The sequence below is a fragment of the Stenotrophomonas sp. CFBP 13718 genome (assembly GCF_014842145.1).
GTDB lineage: Bacteria > Pseudomonadota > Gammaproteobacteria > Xanthomonadales > Xanthomonadaceae > Stenotrophomonas.
Genome location: NZ_JACYVC010000006.1, coordinates 94791 through 110820, shown reverse-complemented (window position 1 = coordinate 110820; position 16030 = coordinate 94791). Strand labels below are relative to the sequence as shown.

Sequence of the window (16030 nt, the reverse complement as noted above, 5' to 3'; positions counted from 1 at the left end):
CACACATAAATGAAAGGCCCCCGATTGCTCGGGGGCCTCGTTTCACCTTGCTAACTCGCTGTTCGAGCTAGAAGGTCAGGGTGACGGCCACGGTGTCCGAGTAGTCACCACCGGGGACCTTGTTGATGTTGTAAAACGCGTAGCCCACGCCGAGCTGCTGGTTCTCACCGGTCCCCACCCCTTCTATCAAATCCGCACCCGCGCCCCACGTTTGAGTTGCACCTGGATCTTTGAACAACCCGTAGGCAACGAAGTTGCCTGCACCATCGGAGACGGCACGCTTGTTGGGCTCGCCCACGGCTTGGCCGTAGTTGGTGCCATCTCCCGGCACGATGCTGTAAGCCGTCCCGGCGTTGCAGCGGACGAGCAGAGCACCATTTGAGAAGCCTTGGGTGCCAGTGCTCAGGCCACCGTATTCGCCTCCACCGATGTCATTGACCTGCAAGAAGCACTCGTTGCGGAAGGTCGCTGACACCGTGAGGTCTTCGGTGAGGTCGTCAGCGGCGACGGTCCCAGAAGCCAGAGAGGCTGCCAGGGCGAGGGTGAGAATGGGTAGGGACTTGCGCATTAATTAAACCTCCGTTGGTTTGTGGGTAGAGCGAAAGGGCCGGTGTAGCCTTCCCTTTAGATCTACTTCAAAAAGCGGAATGCGCAAGGGGTCGGATTTTAACGGTGCTGACACCCGACCGATTCTCGGCCGGCACCTCTCCCAAGCCACCCAATCGCTTGTAGATGGGAATGGTGGCGGCCTCTGGGTCACCAGCAAACCATTACTCGCCATCGCCCCGCGACCGTCCTGACGGTCCCCGGTTGCGCGGATTCGCGCCCCACGCTATAAAGCCGGTGCCGGTCGCTTGAAGCGCCGGTGTTGTGCCCGCATAGCCAATAGGCTCCGGGTGCCCGAGGTTCTCCTATAGGAGGCACGGGAATCTTTTTCGATTCCGGAGCCCTATATGAGCAACAAGCGCCTCAAATCCCTTCGCGCCAATGCCTTTAAGTCGCAGTCCGGCCGCTGCTACTACTGCGGTCTGGCGATGTGGCATTCCTCTCCAGATGAGCTGGCGCTTCGACCACGCTCTGCTGGCCCGCTCCGATGCACGGCCGAGCACCTCGTCGCTCGCCAAGACGGCGGGAAAGACGCGGTAGGCAACGTCGTTGCGGCTCACGCGGCTTGCAACCACCGCCGGCACAAACGGTCTGCGCCTGCACCCTCAGCTACTGACTATCGAACGTTGGTGCAGCGTCAACTGGCGAAGGGAAAATGGTGGCCGCGGTGGATCCACGGGCTAGGCGGCGGTGCGCCGTGACATCGAGCGCCCACCTGAGACGCCCTTTCTCCAATCAATAGGTGTCAAAGGCGAGCCGATCCATACGGGCGATGCGTTGACGCATGTAGCGGGCCATGGCCGTGGCAGCACAGGCAACCAAGTCGCTGTCTTCCCATGCCCCAACCCCCACTGCGCTCAGGGCGGTGAAGACGCAAAGGTTCGTCGTCGCCACCGAATTGACCGTGGTCTGAAACAAGATGCCTGCCGGCACGTGGGCGCCGATCTGACCATTAGGATCCTGATACATAGCCCGGATTGCCTGTCCGCCATGGACCAACCCGCAAAGCGGATCCCACACATTGCTTACGGTGCGGGCCAGCTTTTGGGGCTCCTCATCCTGACCTATCCGTGCAAGGGTCGTTTCGACGTCGGCTGCCAAGTCCTTCAATAAGATGGCCACCCACTTTCCTTTTTCATTCTTTTTCCGAGGCCCTCGGTCTTCGTGAAGAAAGTCTTGAAACTGATCCTCGTCGGCGAGGAACTGGACAAACACCGCTCGCAGGAACTGCTCTATCTGCGAGCGATGCATCCCCAAGGCCACGGCCGGCAGATCGATGGGATGGGTTTCTAACAAGAAGAGCAATGCGCGGCCGTAGTCCATCGATGCCCGCAGCAACTGAAAGGCCACCCAGTGACGCTCGCTGCCCGTCGGGATGCCGATCCGCGACATGCATCCCATGTTGGTCTCTAAGCTTTCCTTGGCCTCCATTGCTTCTTGAGCAATATCTTGCGCTGTGGGCGATCTCCGCTGTCGAACGGACAGCACGGCTTGAATCCCGCTTGTTAAAGGGTGCTCGGTCATGCCATTGGCCTGTAGTGTGGACACTCCAGCAGGTGCCGCAGTGCTGCCGCCCGGTCCTCCCAGCAATCCACGTTCCACGAGGGGTGGTAGACCCAAGTCATCCACGCCATACCATTGCCGTAATCAAGCGACCATACATGCCGCTCCTCCAAGTAGCGCCGCCGGCGCCCTTCTGAGTTGACGTAGCGCGCGTGGAAGACGGGCTGATGGGCGCGATCACCGTGCGCGAACATGCGCCACGCCGTCCGCCCCAGCACCAGAATCACCTCTGGCTGGAGGATCGGAAGAATCGCGTCTACCAGAATTTTCCCGCCGTCCTTGAAGTCAGAACCCGACGGGCGATGCCCTGCTGCGGTGCCAGCGAAACGTTGGGAAAGGTTGCAGAAGGCGACGCGTTCCCAAGCCTGCGCTGCATCGGAAAGCGCTGGTGTCCCATTGCCCGTCAGCAACCGATCCAACTCGTCGAAGAACTTTCCCCCGCCCTTTCGCTCGCAGGTCTCCATGTCACCGAACGTCTTGCGGGTGAAGGGGCGAGTGAGGGCGGGGTCGTCGGTCCACCCGTCTTCGCGGTAGTGGGACTCGCCCAACAGCAGCACACGGCGCCCCCCAAAGCCCTCTAAATACCGGCTGCCCACGTAGGGCACAAAGGCCACCGCGTCTGGCCAATTTTCCATTTTCAACGATGCGCTGTCTTCCATGATGAAGTCTCCCCGGCCGTCAGATCTTGCTTGGTTTTAGTCAATGCGGTCTTCGCCACTTGCCCAGGTTCTGCGGCCCACAAGCGCGCGACTTCGGGGAATAGGCGGACCAAGAGCGCGTCCCAAGATCGATCAGGCGCGAACGTGCTCTCGCCCTTGGCCAGGCTGGCGAGCACGCTTCTCATTTTGCCCTGAAGCTTTGCGGTCCGATCCTGCGGCAATACAGTCTTCAACTGGCCATGCGCCCGAAGCATGCAGCGGTAGAACCATAGGCTTTTAGGCCAAACCTTGTGGGCATGGTGCCCTAACTCGGCCAGCGTCTCAAAGCCAATCCCAATGGGCCGCCCCTGCCCGTGCTTGATCGAGTAGCCGATCACCAACAAGCGCTCCAAGTCGCCATTCCCCTTGGCATAGAGCGGCAGCGCGATCCCGACTAGAGCAAATGAGCGGCGCAACTCCCCCCATCTGCGATCCCGTTCTTTGTAGTCGGCGAGTTCGCCCCGGAGCATGGCCACATAGGGGGTTTCGAAGGCCTCTCGGCGGGGGCCCCAGACTTGATCCTCCTGCCAAGCCGCCCGCTCTTCCTCCACCTGGGCTTTGCGCCCGTCGTAGTCGAAGACGTAGGCCCGAGGAATGCCTCGACTGCAGGTGTCGAACATCAGCTCGTCAAAGCAAACCTCCCTTCGCACCTCCACGTCGCGGATCGTGCCGCTCTCCAGACGGGGCTCCAGCCAAACGCCTTCGAGACAGAAGCGGCCCTCGCGTTGGAAGCGGGCCACGGTGGTGGGGGTGACGCGAAACGCATTGCGATTGTTGGCGAAAAACAGGTCGTCTTCGGACAATCGGAACTGGTCCAGATCCACGTCCTTGAAGAGCCACAGCATGCGCTCCCCCGTTGTTCCGGTAATGCCGCATCCGCTCCGCGATGACGTGGACAAATGTGGTGGAAAGCTGAATCTCAATGGCCCACTTCTGACCGTCCCGCCGCGTCTGGACGTCGGGCTGTCGCCATTGAACACCATGGACGTCCCACCAACGCTTTTCCAACTCCGTCTGGCTAAACGACGGATCCGTATCCAAGCTGTCGCGCACCCATTGCTTGAGTGTTTTGTGGAGCGCGCCTTCTTTGCACAGCCCGAACTTACGCGCCAAGATGGCTTGGGGTGAATGGCCCTTTCGCCCGGTGCACGTTTCCCGTTGCCGCGCCGTCCGATGATCAAAGTAGAAGCGGAACTCGCTTCGCGCACGTATGGTTTTGGAGCGAACGCCCATTGCATCGTGGCAGTGCGGGCATTCGAACCGCGGGGTGCCGTCGAGCACCTCCAACTCCGCAGCCACTCGCCCATCCCGAACGACTTCCCCGTAGTCCCGGCCTTCCATGAAAACCCCCAGGGTAAGGCACTCACCAGTCACCCGATCCCAGACCAGATCATGGGACCGCTTTGCGGCGGGCACGTAAACCATGTTCTCCATGCCGCCACTTTAGCCGGGCCCGGTCGCCCTGGATGAGACGCCCGGCTCCCCCTACATGTGATCGTACCGACGCAATCGCTCCGATGACGGGGGAATCCAGCCATCCGTTGATGTCACCCGCGACAGGGAGGGGAACCTCTGGTCTTGGGCTTGCTGCGTAGGCTGCAGCGCCACGGCTCGACGCTAACTTGCCGGCGTTCGTTGGCAGAATCACTGTGTCGCAACGCAGATGATCGCCTTGCTCTTCAAAGAGCGCCCCGAGCACTGATTGCCAGAACAGCTCGATGCGACTACCGGCTCTCAGGCGCCGATGTTTCGGTGCAGAAGATCTCATGCATGGCGGTCAACAGGGCGGCCACACGCGGATCCGCCATCCGGTAGAAGATCGACCGAGACTCACGCCGGGTGGTGACCAGGTCCCGCTGCCGTAGCTCCGCCAACTGTTGGGAAAGCGCCGGCTGCCGGATGCCGGTTGCCTCCTCCAAACCGCCTACAGTCGACTCCCCTTGAGACAGCTGACAGAGCAACAGCAGGCGCGACGGCGTGGCCATGAAGCGCAACAGATCTGCGACTTCTGGGACCCGCCCCTTCATGTCGACGAGGTCAGCGGCGGTAAGGGAAGAGTTTTTCACATGCGGAGACCATAGAAAGCCGTAGAGCCTAGCGGAACGCCGCATGGCGGCCCGATCAGGTGTAGAGATGCGTCCATAGTTGCATAGTTTACGCAACTATGAAACCTTAATGACCCTCTTCCTCGGTAAGAGCCAATCGTGAGCACCCCTGTCGTTTCGGATTTTGCATTAAATTGGTCTTTTGGCAGCGGGCGCGGCGCGCGCGCCGGCCGGCGTGTGGGCCCTCGGTTCGGACGGGACGACACCGGAGTTTGCTTTATAAAGCTGCCGGTAGACTTGCCATGATGCTGGCCCCTTTAGCGTGGTATTGGCCGCTCATCGGCGGCCTGATGATTGGCACAGCAGCAGGCGCATACCTGATGTTCACGGGGCGAATCGCCGGCATCTCCGGCCTGATTGCTCATACCCTCGGCCTTTCGGCAGGTGGAGATCGCTCCTTGGCTGCCCTGTTCCTGGCGGGGCTGTTGGTGACATCGGGTGTAGCACTGGCGGTCAAACCCATTTCGCTGCCCTCGCTTTCAAGCTCGACTACACCGCTACTGATTCTGGCCGGACTGCTGGTTGGGTATGGAACGCGTCTGGGCTCGGGGTGCACGAGCGGCCATGGCGTCTGCGGCTTGGCTAGGCTTTCGCCGCGCTCCATGGTTGCGACCGTCGCCTTCATGCTTATGGGCATGGCCACTGTGGCGATTGTGCGCTTCATCGTCGGAGCTGGGACATGATCCGACTGATGGCCTTTCTATGCGGCTCATTGTTTGGCCTCGGCCTTATCGTTTCAGACATGGCGAACCCCGCGCGCGTGATCGCTTTTCTTGACGTCACGGGCGCGTGGGATCCTTCGCTGGCGCTTGTCATGATCGGCGCACTGATCCCCTCTGTCATCGCCTATCGGTGGGCGCGTGCACGGAATACCCCCCTGCTTGCTGCTGCGCTACATGTACCGCAGCGCCGAGACATCGATCGCAATCTGGTGATCGGTGCGGCAGTGTTCGGCATTGGTTGGGGGTTGGCGGGCATCTGTCCTGGCCCAGCCGTCGCCCTGTTGGCGACGGGTCAACCGTTCGCAGTCGTGTTCGCAGCTGCGATGGTTGCCGGCATGCTTATCCATGGGCTTCTGCACCGCCCTCGCTTAGCGAAGGAATGACCATAGCAACAGGACTGTGACCACAGGACCCACCGAAGGCTGAAGCGCCTAGGCCAGCGAGTGTCCATACAGCGAAGCCTCCCTCCCCCCCTTTTCAGGCTATCGCGCGGTTTAGCCAATCTGCGCCCGGAATCAGAACCTTTAATTCTCCAGTGAAAACGTCCGCCTCCACCCGCGCGGACTGATATGGAATGCTCGATTGAAGCTCTGTCGGAACGCCACGGACGTGCGATAGCCGGATTGTTCGGCTACTTTTTCAATTGATAGATCGGTAGATTCAAGCAGCTCCTTTGCTCGGCGCAAGCGCTCGGCGTCCAGCCAAGCGCCCACTGTCATGCCAGTGGCCTTGTGGAATCTCCGGGTGAACGACCGCCTGCTCATGGCTACCCGGCTGGCCAGTTCATCGAGCGAATGATCCGCTTGCAGATTCTCACGCATGTGGTCGAGCAACGCGCTCAACAGAGCATCCTGCGGCGAGGCGGGAACCGGCTGCTCGATGTATTGGGACTGACCTCCCTCACGATGGGGTGGCAGGACCATCAGGCGCGCGATTTTGTTAGCCTCCCGCGCACCGCAGAGTTTCCTGACCAGATACATGCAGCAATCCAGCGCCGCACCGGTCCCAGCAGAGGTCACCACGCGCTCTTCGTCAACATAAAGCGCGTTCATGTCGAGCTTCACGCGGGGAAAGCGTCTAGGAAAGTCGTCCTCGGCAAGCCAGTGGGTCGAAGCTAGGCGTCCATCCAGTAGTCCGGCATAGGCCAATGCGTAGGCGCCGTAGCAGAGCCCGACCACATGCGCCCCACGACGATTCGCCGCGATGAGCTTGCTTTTCAACTCGTTGCTGGGCGCATTTCCCAGATCCGCCCATCCTGGAATGATGACCACCTCTGCTTCGTCCAGCAGTTCCAAGCCCCCGCTGGCGCTCACTCCCACTTGTCCCCCGCTCAGGGTTACCAAGGGCTCCTCAGCAGCAACGCGGACATTGAACAAGGCGCGCTCCTCCGAGTGGATGTCGAAGATCATCAACGGCACGGACAGGTGAAAGGCGCTGATGCCCCGTGGGGCAACGACTACCACCTCAATAGGGCGGTGAACTGGTTCTGTCGCGCAACGGTTGATCATGGCCTGATTTAATCGATGTTAGTCCCGCGGGCCAGTATTGCAATCACCACGGAACTGTCAAGCTCTGTCTTACACATTCACACAGAGATTGCGCCATGAAAATGATGTCACTCGCCGTCGCAACCCTGCTGGCCCTGGGCCTCCAGACCAATGCACACGCCGCAGGCAACCCGCCGAGCACCACGTCTATCCAACAGATCCGAAACGCCACGGCAAAGATCGCCTATGGCGACACGGTGCTCTTGGTTGATCCGATGCTGGCCACCAAAGGGGCCTACCCCGGCTTCCCGGACACCTATCGCAGCGAACTGCGCAACCCGACTGTCGAGCTCCCGTTCGATGTGGCTCAGGTGCTCAAGGACGTGGATGCAGTGCTGTTGACGCACACCCACTTGGATCACTGGGACCCGGCCGCAGAGACGCTGATACCGCGTCAGATGACCATGTTCGTTCAGAACGAGGCCGACGCTGCTCAGCTTCGCGGTAAGGGGTTTGAAGATGTCCGGATTCTTCCGGCCCACGAAATGTTTGGTGGCGTGAAGATCTCGCGTGTTGCTGCCCAACATGGCTCAGCCGCAATGTTCAAAGTGGAGCCGCTGGCGACGCTGCTGGGCAGTGTGACCGGCTTTGTCTTTGAGAAAGCCGGTGAACCGACCATTTATCTGGCTGGTGACACCGTCTGGACCGGCGACGTGCAGGATGCGATCAAGCGCTATACCCCGGATGTCATCGTGTTGAACACGGGCGACGCACGGGTCAAAGGTTTCGACACCGGCATCATCATGGGCGTTGATGACACCTCTCGTGTCCATGCATTGGCCCCTAAGGCAAAGATCGTCGCCGTGCATATGGATGCGGTGAATCACATGACCGTTTCCCGCGCTGATCTGCGCCGTTACACCGTCGAGAAGTCCATCCAGGACAGCGTGCTGATCCCGGAAGACGGCGAAACCATCACTTTTTAAAGGAACACACCATGAAGACTGCACTGATTGTCGTGGATATCCAGAACGACTACTTCCCCGGCGGCCGCCTCACGCTTGAGAACAGCGAGCAGGCTTTGTCGGCAGCGTTGGACGCCATCGCGCAAGCCAAGCAGGCCGGTGAGGTGGTGATAGGTATCCAGCACTTCACGCCCAGCGACGGTCCTTTTTTGGCTAAAGGCACGGTGGGTGCCGAGTTGCACCCGGCCATCGCTGAGGCACTGAACGGCTGCGTAGTGATCGAGAAACAGCAAGCCGACAGCTTTCTTGGCACACCGCTGGGCCAAACCCTGGCCGCCCAGAATGTCTCCGACATTTGTCTAGTCGGCATGATGACCCAACACTGCATCACGCACACGGCGCTGTCGCCCGAGGCAGCTGGGCTTGATGTGACAATCCTCGGCGCAGGCTGCGCTGCGCCAACGGCGCTGATCAGCGATATCGCGTTGTCTGGCTTGGCGGGACGCTGCAAAGTCGTCTAAGCCGCACCGGAGCGCCTGCAATATGCAGGCGCCTCCTTACGGCGAACGGACCTACTGCATCTGCCAATGGATACTTCTACGCGGCCTGCGTCTGACGTTGACGGAAGGTTGCAGGTGTACATCCCACCTCGCGCTGGAAGAACTTGATGAAATTAGGGGTGTCGCTGAAACACAGTTGTTCAGCGACTTCAAGCACCTTCAACTCCGTATGCGTCAGCAAGCGCTTGGCTTCGAGTGCCAGCCGCGCGGCGATGAAAGCCTTGGGGCTCATGCCTGCAGCGTCGAGCGTCGCTCTCGTCAGCGTCCTTTCGGCACATCCCATGGCCTTTGCGTAGCTAGAGACCTGATGCCAATCCCTGTGCTTCTCTTCAACCAATCGCTCGAACTCTCTGAATCTACTTCCAGCTGGACGAGGGAGCTTCACCCGCCCATCGCCGCGCTCATCTGCCATGCGGATCCGCGTCAGTGCAGTATGGAGCTGATGGCGTAGCAACGCATGCACGCTTTCCGGTGAGTCATCGAGGCCTGCGTCGTCCTGCATCTGCATGATGCATCCGGTGACGACCCGCATCTCTTTCGCCGTCAGTCGTATCACGCTCCCCAGTCCTTCAAGTATGCGGCAACTCTTTTCCGCACCTGGGCAGGCCGTGGGCCAGGCAAACTCTGGACGAAACGCAACAATCCAGCCCTCCCAATCGGTTGGCGGGCCAAAGCTGTGCGCCATCCCCGGCGTTAACGCGAGCACCGTATTGGGTGCGCATTGCACAAATTCGAAATCAATACGGTGAGTACAGGCCCCTTCGGTAACACCGACGAGGGTGTAGAACTCATAACGGTGCGCCAACTCGAGCATTTCAGCGCCCGCACGACGACGCAGCTCGGAGAAGGCAAGGATCTCCAAGTCGAACCGATAGCCGGCTTGGGGATGATAGGGCAGCTGCCCGATATCCATGCCGCGCTGCTCCTTTCGCCTAGCCATCGGCATCCTGCCTTTCTTGTCCAATAATGACAATCAACATGGTCATATTGACCGTGAAACCCTGTGCTCTTTGGCCGAGAATAACATCTTCACCCCGCGTTCCCAGATTGGCTTTCACCCGCGTGCGATTCGATGCTTGCCCACCCGCCTCCTCAAGGCCTGACGAAGAAGAAGACGATGACCTATATCATTCATGGTGCCTCCGGCGCTCAAGGCGGACCGCTACTCAAGCGCCTCTCGGCGGCCGGAAAAAACGCCGTCGGTACAGTGCGCGCATCCGAGGCACTGGCTGCAACACAGACCGTTCGCATTGACAATGCATCCGTGGAATCTCTGGTTGAGGCTTACCGTGGTGCGGATGGGGTGTTCATTCACCTGCCTCAGACAGACGAGGGCAGCCGTGCAACCTACGCACGCAACATTGCCCGAGCGGTTGACCTGGCCAAGCCCGGGCGGGTGGTGATCTCCACCAGCGGTATCATTGTCGATGAGCCTGACTCGCCATTGCAGGCCCCGGCTGATTCGGCGATGGCAATCTTGATTGAGGGTGTTCGCAGCACCGGCGTTTCGTATGCCGTCGTCGCACCGCGCCTTTACTTGGAAAACCTACTGCTGCCGATGGTCTTCGGGCCAACACAGACTGAGGGGGTGCTGCGGTACCCGCTGCGGTCGGACCAACCGGTGTCCTGGAGCTCACACTTGGACGTAGCCGAGGTTGCTGAGCGTCTCTTCGAGCAGACGTCGGTCAGTGGCGTTGTGGGAGTTGGCCAGCTGCCAGGGCTGATCGGGAACGATGTCGCAACAGGCTTCCAGCGCCACCTGGGGCGCGATGTCGCCTTTGAGAGCATCACGCCCCAAGCATTCGGGGCGATGATTGAACCGCTGATCGGTCCTGCGTCCGCTGCCATTGCCGCCTTCTACGGCGCACTGCAAAGCAGTCCGACCAATACGATCCCTCACGACACCAGTGCGCAGACGTTGTTTGGTATCGCGCCGAGGAGCGTGGAACAGTGGCTTGGTGAAACTCTCGGCTGATCTTCGTTGACGCCCACGAGCATCGATCGACTGATCGGTCTCGTGGGCGTTTGGCCAACTATGGCTGATCCGAACTGCTTTACCCTATCACGGAAGGGAGATGGGTCACTGCCGGAGCATTAGTTGAGAAACTCTCGGGTTAGCCACCGAGTCCGGCACGAACATCCTCAATATTCATATTCAAAATGTGTGCCGAACGTTGGGAACCGAAGCCATCAGCACAGCCAGGGGATGGATACCGCCTTCGGTGGGCGCTGGACAGCGATCCTCGCCCAATCATGTCTAACAGCACGTATAGGTCCCATAACGATCTGCTTGCGCCCCTACTGTGACCGCGACTCCAACCTACGCGCCTGGCAGGCAGTCCAAGCAGCTTTCCGGCGCCGGCGGCGGGATGACCAGCTTGCGCTGTATTTGACGCAACGCCGTCCGCACTCCCTCCTCGACGACTGGGTGATAGAACGGACTGTCGATCATCTGCTGGACGGTATCTCCCCGCTGAACGCTCCATGACAGCAGGTGGCCAATGTGTTCGGCCGATGGGCCGACCATCTCCGCACCCAAGAAGGTTCCTGCGGCGCTGTCGGCGTAGACACGGATTACTCCGTGGTTCTCCAGCATGACCCGGCTGCGCCCCTGATCAGCGAACAATGCCTCTCCAACCTCAAACGTGGCGCCGCTCTCGGTCAACTGCCGGAAGGTAGCGCCCGCCATCGTGATCTGGGGGTTGGAAAATACGATCCCCAGAGGCGCCCTGCGCGGGCGTGGGCGCACGTTTGGATAGCGGCCCGCGTTGTCGCCTGCGATGCGGCCGTCGTCTGCGGCCTCATGAAGGATATCGGCCATCCCATTGGCATCCCCGGCAACGAAGATGTGCGGGCAAGTGCTCTGACCGGTAGCGCGGTCGACGATGGGCAACCCGTAGCTGTCCAAACCGATACCGGCATTGTCCAGGCTGATTCCGAGCATGTTCGGCTTACGACCTGTCGCGGCAATCAAGAAGTCGAACGTCTCGGTGCTGCGAACACCCTCAGAATTCTCGGAGACCACTAACACTCGACCATCCTCGGTGAGCGAGGGTGTGACCTTTGCGCCCAGGCTCACAGGTACTTCTTCAGAGAAGATGCGTGTAGCCTCCGCCGCAACTACTGGGTCGCTCAGCGGCCCGATGAAGCGACTGCGACCGTAAAGGCGAACCGTCACTCCAAGGCGATGCAGGGCCTGTGCTAACTCAAGGCCGATGACCCCGCTGCCAACAACGGCCACTGAGCTGGGCAGATCAGTCCACTCGAAAACGTCGTCGTTCACAAGAAGCCTGTCACCCAGCGTCTCACGCCATCCCTCCGGAACGAAGGGACTGGACCCTGTCGCTACAACGATGCGATCAGCTTCGACGATGATGGACGGTCCGACCAGAAGCTCATGAGCAGAGAGGAACGTCGCCTTGCCGCACAGCCGGTGTTCCTCCGGCCACGCTTCTACCGACTCCACAACGAAGCCGACGAAGCGATCGCGCTCGCGGCGCACCCGGGCCATTACTTCCCGTCCGTCGACCTTGATTGCTCCAGGCATGACGCCAAAGCTCGGCGCCAACGCCAGCATGTGAGCAGCATCTGCGGCACTGATGAGCAGCTTGCTCGGCATGCAGCCAACCCTCGCACAGGTGGTTCCGTAGACGCCACCTTCAATCACCACGATGCTGTCGGTATGCGCTTTGGCCGCGCGGTAGGCTGTCATTCCGGCACTGCCGGCGCCAATGATGGCGACATCAACCTTGACACGATTCATCTGAGACCTCTTTTCCCCAGTGCATTGCAGTGGCCTGGGGCACGATCGGCGGAGACTGAATCGGCCTCAACTTTTGAACGGCCGATTAGAACATTTGGGAGTATTCGGTTCTCGACTATTGGCGTGCGCCATCGAGTCGCTTCTGAGCCCACTGCGCGATACGCGGTGCGGACAAGGAGCCCAGGAGCCGGCCCACTTCTCGCCCTTGGTCGTCATACATCAGGAGCATCGGCACAGCAGCGACCTTCAACGAGTCCAACAGCTGCGGATCCGTCGCTGCATTCACCTTGAGAAATCGGGCCTTTGTGCCCATTGCCTCGGCGGTGGCAGCGAATGCAGGCTCCATCGTCTTGCAGGGAGGACACCACGGTGCCCCTATGTAGAGCAAGAGAGGATCGGCTGTGGAACGCGCAATGCGGTTGAACCCGGTGGCGTCCACCTCTTCCACCTTCCCAGCCCATGAGGGCACGGACGTGTTCATCGCTTCACCTTTTCTGCTAGTCGGGCGCCCCACAGAGGGCGCCCGCTTGGTTATGGCCTACTCGCCTTTTACGAACGGAGCGATCTGCTCGTGCAAATCCTGCTTAGGCATCGCGCCGACGATCTCCTTGGCGACCTTGCCATCCACGAACACTTTCAAGGTTGGGATGGACCGCACCCCAAATCGCTGAGCCAACTCCGGGTTCTGATCGATATCGACCTTGACCACGTGGAGCTTGCCTTCAAAATCGTCGGATATCTCTTCCAAGGACGGGGCGATGGCTCGGCAAGGCGGGCACCAAGGGGCCCAGAAGTCCACCAGCACCGGCGTCTTGCTTTCAATGACGTCGGACTCGAAGTCGAAGGTTGTCGTGCTACGGGTTGCCATGTCACACCTCATCTGTGACCCGCATAAGCGGGGTAGTTGATCAGACGACTTCTGCGGCGGCGCTAGCGCCATCGTAGGTCGGATAGTCCGTGTAACCTTTGGCTCCGATCACGCCGTAGAAGGTGGACGGATCAGGCTTTGCCAGCGGCCAGCCGTTCTTCATCCGCTCCACCAGGTCGGGGTTGGAAATGAAGTTGGTGCCGAACGCAATCAGGTCGAGCTCGCCCTTGGCCAGTTCCGCCTCGGCCAGCTCCTGAGTGAACCCGCCTGCGCCGATCAGCGTGCCCTGGTAAGCCTTTCGGAACGCGGCGCCGAAGCCAGCCGGCGTGCCCGCTGCCGAGATCGTGGTCTGGTAGTTCAGATGCACGAACGCCAGGGTCCGCTCGTTAAGAGCAGAGGCCATGCTTGCCCACGCTTCGGCCTCACCTTCGAAGGCCTCCATGTCGTAGATGCGACCAAACGGGGAGACGCGAACGCCCACCTTCTCGCCACCAATTTCAGCCGCGACCGCGTCGATGGTTTCCAGCAGCAGACGCTGACGGTTCTCGATCGACCCACCATACTGGTCGCTGCGGGTATTGAGCTTGCTGCTCAGGAACTGGTCGAACAGGAACGCGTTGGCGGCCATCAGTTCGACGCCATCGAAGCCCGCATCCATCGCACGACGCGCAGACGAGGCGAAGTCCTGAATGACACGCTTGACCTCATCGGTAGTGAGGGCGCGCGGCTTACTAGGCAGCACCGGGCCTTCCTTGCCGGGCTCGACCCACGCATAAACCATCGTGGTGGCAGCCGGCACTTCGCCCGACGACACCGGCGCGACGTTGCCCGGCTGCAACGAGACGTGCGACAGCCGGCCGACATGCCACAGCTGGGCGAAGATCTTGCCGCCTTTGTCATGCACAGCATTGGTGACTTTACGCCAGCCTTCGGTCTGTTCGTTGGTGTAAAGGCCTGGGGTATACAGGTAACCACGGCCCTCGTCAGAAACCGGAACGCCCTCCGTGATGATCAGACCGGCCGAGGCGCGTTGACCATAGTAGAGCGCAGTCAGCTCGCTCGGAGTGTTCTCCGGCGTGCGGGTTCGGGTCATCGGGGCCATGACGACGCGGTTGGTCAACTGAAGGCCTGATAGGTCGAAGGGGGTAAACAGCTTGCGCATGATGGGCCTCTAGATTGGGAGCACAGCCTCGATTTGGGGCTGCTGTTGCGAATGTGGGGGAGGGAAAAGGCTCTCCGGAGGGCTTAGTCCTCCAGAACTTCCAGTGTGGAAACCATGCGAATGGCCTTGGAGAAGTTGGCGCGGTTCACCGAGGTCTTCGTCACAACCTGGTGCAGCTCTTCCAGACGCTCGCGCGAGGCATCCGCGTGCAGGCGAACCACGTAGCTGACTTCGTCGTAGCCGGGGTTCACGCTGTCATCCAGACCGAGGAACCCGCGCAGGTCCAGCTCGCCGTCGGTCTCGATTTCCAAGCTGTGCACCGTGATGCCCATGGCTGCGGCGTTGACGACGTAGCCCACGGTCAAGCAGGCATTGAGGGCTGCCATGAGCAGCTCCTGCGGATTGGGAGCCGAGTTCTGACCGAGCAGTTCGGTCGGCTCATCCGCTGCAATCTCGAAGTGGCGCTCGTGCTTCACGCCAGCCATGGAGTAGTGGTTAACCGTCGCAACCGAGCGGGTCTGTCCATGCCACTTTGTCTTCACGTTGAAGCGGGCATTGCGCTTGGATGCATCTTCAGAGACACCTTTCGCAAAATGCTGGAGAGCGGCGACGTCGATGCCATTGGGCTTGTTGGACATTTTATAGTTCCTTTCTAAACTCTAAATGCGCGCTACGCGCGAGGGATCTGCCGAGCGCCCGAGGGCGCGGCTTGATTGGGATACATGGGTGGATAGGCTGCCGAAGCACCCGGTTGATCAGCGCGTGCAGCCGTCGATACCGCAGCTCTCGCCTTCGCTTGCGCCGCTCATCGCTTCGGGCATCTCTCGTGCCGCATCCAGAATTGCCCGCTCGAACACGTTTGCTTCCTGCGCGCCGGAGACAAAGACCTTGCCGTTGAATAGGAACAAAGGAACACCGTTGGCGATGCGGCTCGCTTCCAGCTCATCGCGGTCGATCTCGGTGGAGACGCGTGCCGAATCGAACTCAAAGAGGGTATCGGTCACACCCACCTCTTTGGCCAGCGACGCCAGCACGTCCTGGTCGAAAATGTTGAGCCCGTCTGTGGTCGCCGCCTTGTAGATACGCTCGGCCATCAGTTCGGCTACCTCGGGCGAGCTAATGCTCTTGATCAATGCGTGAGCAGCGCTCGTGTCTCCGAAAAGCATGGTGTCGAAGTTGTAGACCAAGCCTTCAAGGAGCCCGTTGGTGCTAACCGCGGCCATCATCCGATTAGCGCCGGCTGCACCGCCCAACTTCTGATGCAGTGCGGTCTTGTAGTCCATCGGCCTCATTCCCTTGGCGAGTCGATAGGCTTTGTTGGTTACTACGACCTGAACCTGGCCGGCCAACGAATTGACTGCCTTCTCGAACCGCTTCTTTGCAACCCAGCACCATGGGCAAACGAAGTCCGACCAGACTTCCACCATCACTGTTTTCATTGCCATCTCCATTGATATGTTGACACCTACGTACCTTGTAGTAGGTAGGTTTCTTTAACAAAAAGAAACCTGCTCCCCTCTACGAGAGAAGA

The 16030-nt window shown here is 60.1% G+C and carries 19 protein-coding genes; 5 read left to right on the top strand and 14 right to left on the bottom strand.

Going from position 1 to position 16030, the window contains the following annotated elements; all coding sequences use genetic code 11:
- Window positions 1-67 precede the first annotated feature (67 nt).
- The 5 genes from IFT58_RS11410 to IFT58_RS11390 all read right to left on the bottom strand — a co-directional run bounded on the left by IFT58_RS11410 (window position 68) and on the right by IFT58_RS11390 (window position 4894).
- Window positions 68-568: a spore coat U domain-containing protein gene (locus IFT58_RS11410; protein WP_192095032.1), complete on the bottom strand. Its 501-nt coding sequence runs from the start codon at window positions 566-568 to the stop codon at window positions 68-70.
- A 773-nt stretch (window positions 569-1341) separates the two neighbouring features.
- The gene (locus IFT58_RS11405; protein ID WP_192095030.1) at window positions 1342-2130 is read right to left on the bottom strand and encodes a hypothetical protein; all 789 of its coding nucleotides are present in this window, start codon (window positions 2128-2130) and stop codon (window positions 1342-1344) included.
- Window positions 2127-2828, bottom strand: a complete 702-nt coding sequence (locus tag IFT58_RS11400; protein ID WP_192095028.1) for a hypothetical protein — start codon at window positions 2826-2828, stop codon at window positions 2127-2129. The genes IFT58_RS11405 and IFT58_RS11400 overlap by 4 nt, the downstream gene beginning before the upstream one ends.
- Window positions 2807-3712 (bottom strand): hypothetical protein, encoded by a 906-nt coding sequence (locus tag IFT58_RS11395; protein WP_192095026.1) that lies wholly within the window; start codon window positions 3710-3712, stop codon window positions 2807-2809. The genes IFT58_RS11400 and IFT58_RS11395 overlap by 22 nt, the downstream gene beginning before the upstream one ends.
- An 879-nt stretch (window positions 3713-4591) precedes the next feature.
- Window positions 4592-4894: a metalloregulator ArsR/SmtB family transcription factor gene (locus tag IFT58_RS11390; RefSeq protein ID WP_076037749.1), complete on the bottom strand. Its 303-nt coding sequence runs from the start codon at window positions 4892-4894 to the stop codon at window positions 4592-4594.
- Window positions 4895-5214: 320 nt separating this feature from the next.
- Between IFT58_RS11390 and IFT58_RS11385 the strand changes: the two genes are divergently transcribed.
- Together IFT58_RS11385 and IFT58_RS11380 are read left to right on the top strand one after the other, a co-directional pair.
- Window positions 5215-5655 carry a YeeE/YedE thiosulfate transporter family protein gene (locus tag IFT58_RS11385; RefSeq protein ID WP_192095024.1) on the top strand — a complete coding sequence of 147 codons (441 nt, stop codon included), beginning with the start codon at window positions 5215-5217 and terminating at the stop codon, window positions 5653-5655.
- On the top strand, window positions 5652-6077 hold the full coding sequence (locus tag IFT58_RS11380) for a DUF6691 family protein (RefSeq protein WP_192095022.1): 426 nt from the start codon (window positions 5652-5654) through the stop codon (window positions 6075-6077). The genes IFT58_RS11385 and IFT58_RS11380 overlap by 4 nt, the downstream gene beginning before the upstream one ends.
- Before the next feature lie 141 nt (window positions 6078-6218).
- On the opposite strand, the gene IFT58_RS11375 is transcribed toward IFT58_RS11380, so the two are convergent.
- Window positions 6219-7202 (bottom strand): helix-turn-helix domain-containing protein, encoded by a 984-nt coding sequence (locus IFT58_RS11375; protein WP_192095020.1) that lies wholly within the window; start codon window positions 7200-7202, stop codon window positions 6219-6221.
- Between the two features lie 95 nt (window positions 7203-7297).
- On the opposite strand from IFT58_RS11375, the gene IFT58_RS11370 reads away from it, so the two are divergent.
- Window positions 7298-8167, top strand: a complete 870-nt coding sequence (locus IFT58_RS11370) for an MBL fold metallo-hydrolase (RefSeq protein WP_249405145.1) — start codon at window positions 7298-7300, stop codon at window positions 8165-8167.
- Between the two features lie 11 nt (window positions 8168-8178).
- Entirely contained in the window at window positions 8179-8667 is a 489-nt protein-coding gene (locus tag IFT58_RS11365; protein WP_192081625.1) for a cysteine hydrolase family protein, read from the top strand.
- 76 nt (window positions 8668-8743) lie between these two features.
- On the opposite strand, the gene IFT58_RS11360 is transcribed toward IFT58_RS11365, so the two are convergent.
- A complete protein-coding gene (locus IFT58_RS11360; RefSeq protein WP_192081624.1) occupies window positions 8744-9619 on the bottom strand; it encodes an AraC family transcriptional regulator in 876 nt (291 codons plus the stop codon).
- 19 nt (window positions 9620-9638) lie between these two features.
- Entirely contained in the window at window positions 9639-9764 is a 126-nt protein-coding gene (locus IFT58_RS18940; RefSeq protein WP_274603059.1) for a hypothetical protein, read from the bottom strand.
- Window positions 9765-9823: 59 nt separating this feature from the next.
- On the opposite strand from IFT58_RS18940, the gene IFT58_RS11355 reads away from it, so the two are divergent.
- Complete coding sequence (locus tag IFT58_RS11355) at window positions 9824-10681, top strand: NAD(P)H-binding protein (RefSeq protein ID WP_192095018.1); 858 nt, start codon at window positions 9824-9826, stop codon at window positions 10679-10681.
- Window positions 10682-11026: 345 nt separating this feature from the next.
- On the opposite strand, the gene IFT58_RS11350 is transcribed toward IFT58_RS11355, so the two are convergent.
- From IFT58_RS11350 to IFT58_RS11325, 6 genes are all read right to left on the bottom strand, one after another.
- On the bottom strand, window positions 11027-12469 hold the full coding sequence (locus tag IFT58_RS11350) for a dihydrolipoyl dehydrogenase (RefSeq protein WP_192095016.1): 1443 nt from the start codon (window positions 12467-12469) through the stop codon (window positions 11027-11029).
- 115 nt (window positions 12470-12584) lie between these two features.
- The gene (locus tag IFT58_RS11345; RefSeq protein WP_192095014.1) at window positions 12585-12950 is read right to left on the bottom strand and encodes a thioredoxin family protein; all 366 of its coding nucleotides are present in this window, start codon (window positions 12948-12950) and stop codon (window positions 12585-12587) included.
- A 57-nt stretch (window positions 12951-13007) separates the two neighbouring features.
- Window positions 13008-13337, bottom strand: a complete 330-nt coding sequence (gene trxA / locus IFT58_RS11340) for a thioredoxin (RefSeq protein WP_192095012.1) — start codon at window positions 13335-13337, stop codon at window positions 13008-13010.
- A 40-nt stretch (window positions 13338-13377) separates the two neighbouring features.
- Window positions 13378-14499, bottom strand: coding sequence for an alkene reductase (locus IFT58_RS11335; protein WP_192095010.1), 1122 nt, complete (start codon window positions 14497-14499; stop codon window positions 13378-13380).
- Between the two features lie 83 nt (window positions 14500-14582).
- The gene (locus IFT58_RS11330; RefSeq protein WP_070425421.1) at window positions 14583-15137 is read right to left on the bottom strand and encodes an OsmC family protein; all 555 of its coding nucleotides are present in this window, start codon (window positions 15135-15137) and stop codon (window positions 14583-14585) included.
- Window positions 15138-15254: 117 nt separating this feature from the next.
- A complete protein-coding gene (locus IFT58_RS11325) occupies window positions 15255-15938 on the bottom strand; it encodes a DsbA family oxidoreductase (RefSeq protein ID WP_026069961.1) in 684 nt (227 codons plus the stop codon).
- Window positions 15939-16030 lie beyond the last annotated feature (92 nt).

Coding starts and splice junctions, on each gene's coding strand:
- IFT58_RS11335 (WP_192095010.1), bottom strand. CDS start 14,499: ATGCGCAAGCTGTTTACCCCCTTCGACCTATCAGGCCTTCAGTTGACC.
- IFT58_RS11330 (WP_070425421.1), bottom strand. CDS start 15,137: ATGTCCAACAAGCCCAATGGCATCGACGTCGCCGCTCTCCAGCATTTT.
- IFT58_RS11350 (WP_192095016.1), bottom strand. CDS start 12,469: ATGAATCGTGTCAAGGTTGATGTCGCCATCATTGGCGCCGGCAGTGCC.
- IFT58_RS11395 (WP_192095026.1), bottom strand. CDS start 3,712: ATGCTGTGGCTCTTCAAGGACGTGGATCTGGACCAGTTCCGATTGTCC.
- IFT58_RS11360 (WP_192081624.1), bottom strand. CDS start 9,619: ATGGATATCGGGCAGCTGCCCTATCATCCCCAAGCCGGCTATCGGTTC.
- IFT58_RS11370 (WP_249405145.1), top strand. CDS start 7,298: ATGAAAATGATGTCACTCGCCGTCGCAACCCTGCTGGCCCTGGGCCTC.
- IFT58_RS11365 (WP_192081625.1), top strand. CDS start 8,179: ATGAAGACTGCACTGATTGTCGTGGATATCCAGAACGACTACTTCCCC.
- IFT58_RS11410 (WP_192095032.1), bottom strand. CDS start 568: ATGCGCAAGTCCCTACCCATTCTCACCCTCGCCCTGGCAGCCTCTCTG.
- IFT58_RS11355 (WP_192095018.1), top strand. CDS start 9,824: ATGACCTATATCATTCATGGTGCCTCCGGCGCTCAAGGCGGACCGCTA.
- IFT58_RS11345 (WP_192095014.1), bottom strand. CDS start 12,950: ATGAACACGTCCGTGCCCTCATGGGCTGGGAAGGTGGAAGAGGTGGAC.
- IFT58_RS11400 (WP_192095028.1), bottom strand. CDS start 2,828: ATGGAAGACAGCGCATCGTTGAAAATGGAAAATTGGCCAGACGCGGTG.
- IFT58_RS11405 (WP_192095030.1), bottom strand. CDS start 2,130: ATGACCGAGCACCCTTTAACAAGCGGGATTCAAGCCGTGCTGTCCGTT.
- IFT58_RS11375 (WP_192095020.1), bottom strand. CDS start 7,202: ATGATCAACCGTTGCGCGACAGAACCAGTTCACCGCCCTATTGAGGTG.
- IFT58_RS11325 (WP_026069961.1), bottom strand. CDS start 15,938: ATGAAAACAGTGATGGTGGAAGTCTGGTCGGACTTCGTTTGCCCATGG.
- IFT58_RS11380 (WP_192095022.1), top strand. CDS start 5,652: ATGATCCGACTGATGGCCTTTCTATGCGGCTCATTGTTTGGCCTCGGC.
- IFT58_RS11390 (WP_076037749.1), bottom strand. CDS start 4,894: ATGAAGGGGCGGGTCCCAGAAGTCGCAGATCTGTTGCGCTTCATGGCC.
- IFT58_RS11385 (WP_192095024.1), top strand. CDS start 5,215: ATGATGCTGGCCCCTTTAGCGTGGTATTGGCCGCTCATCGGCGGCCTG.
- trxA (WP_192095012.1), bottom strand. CDS start 13,337: ATGGCAACCCGTAGCACGACAACCTTCGACTTCGAGTCCGACGTCATT.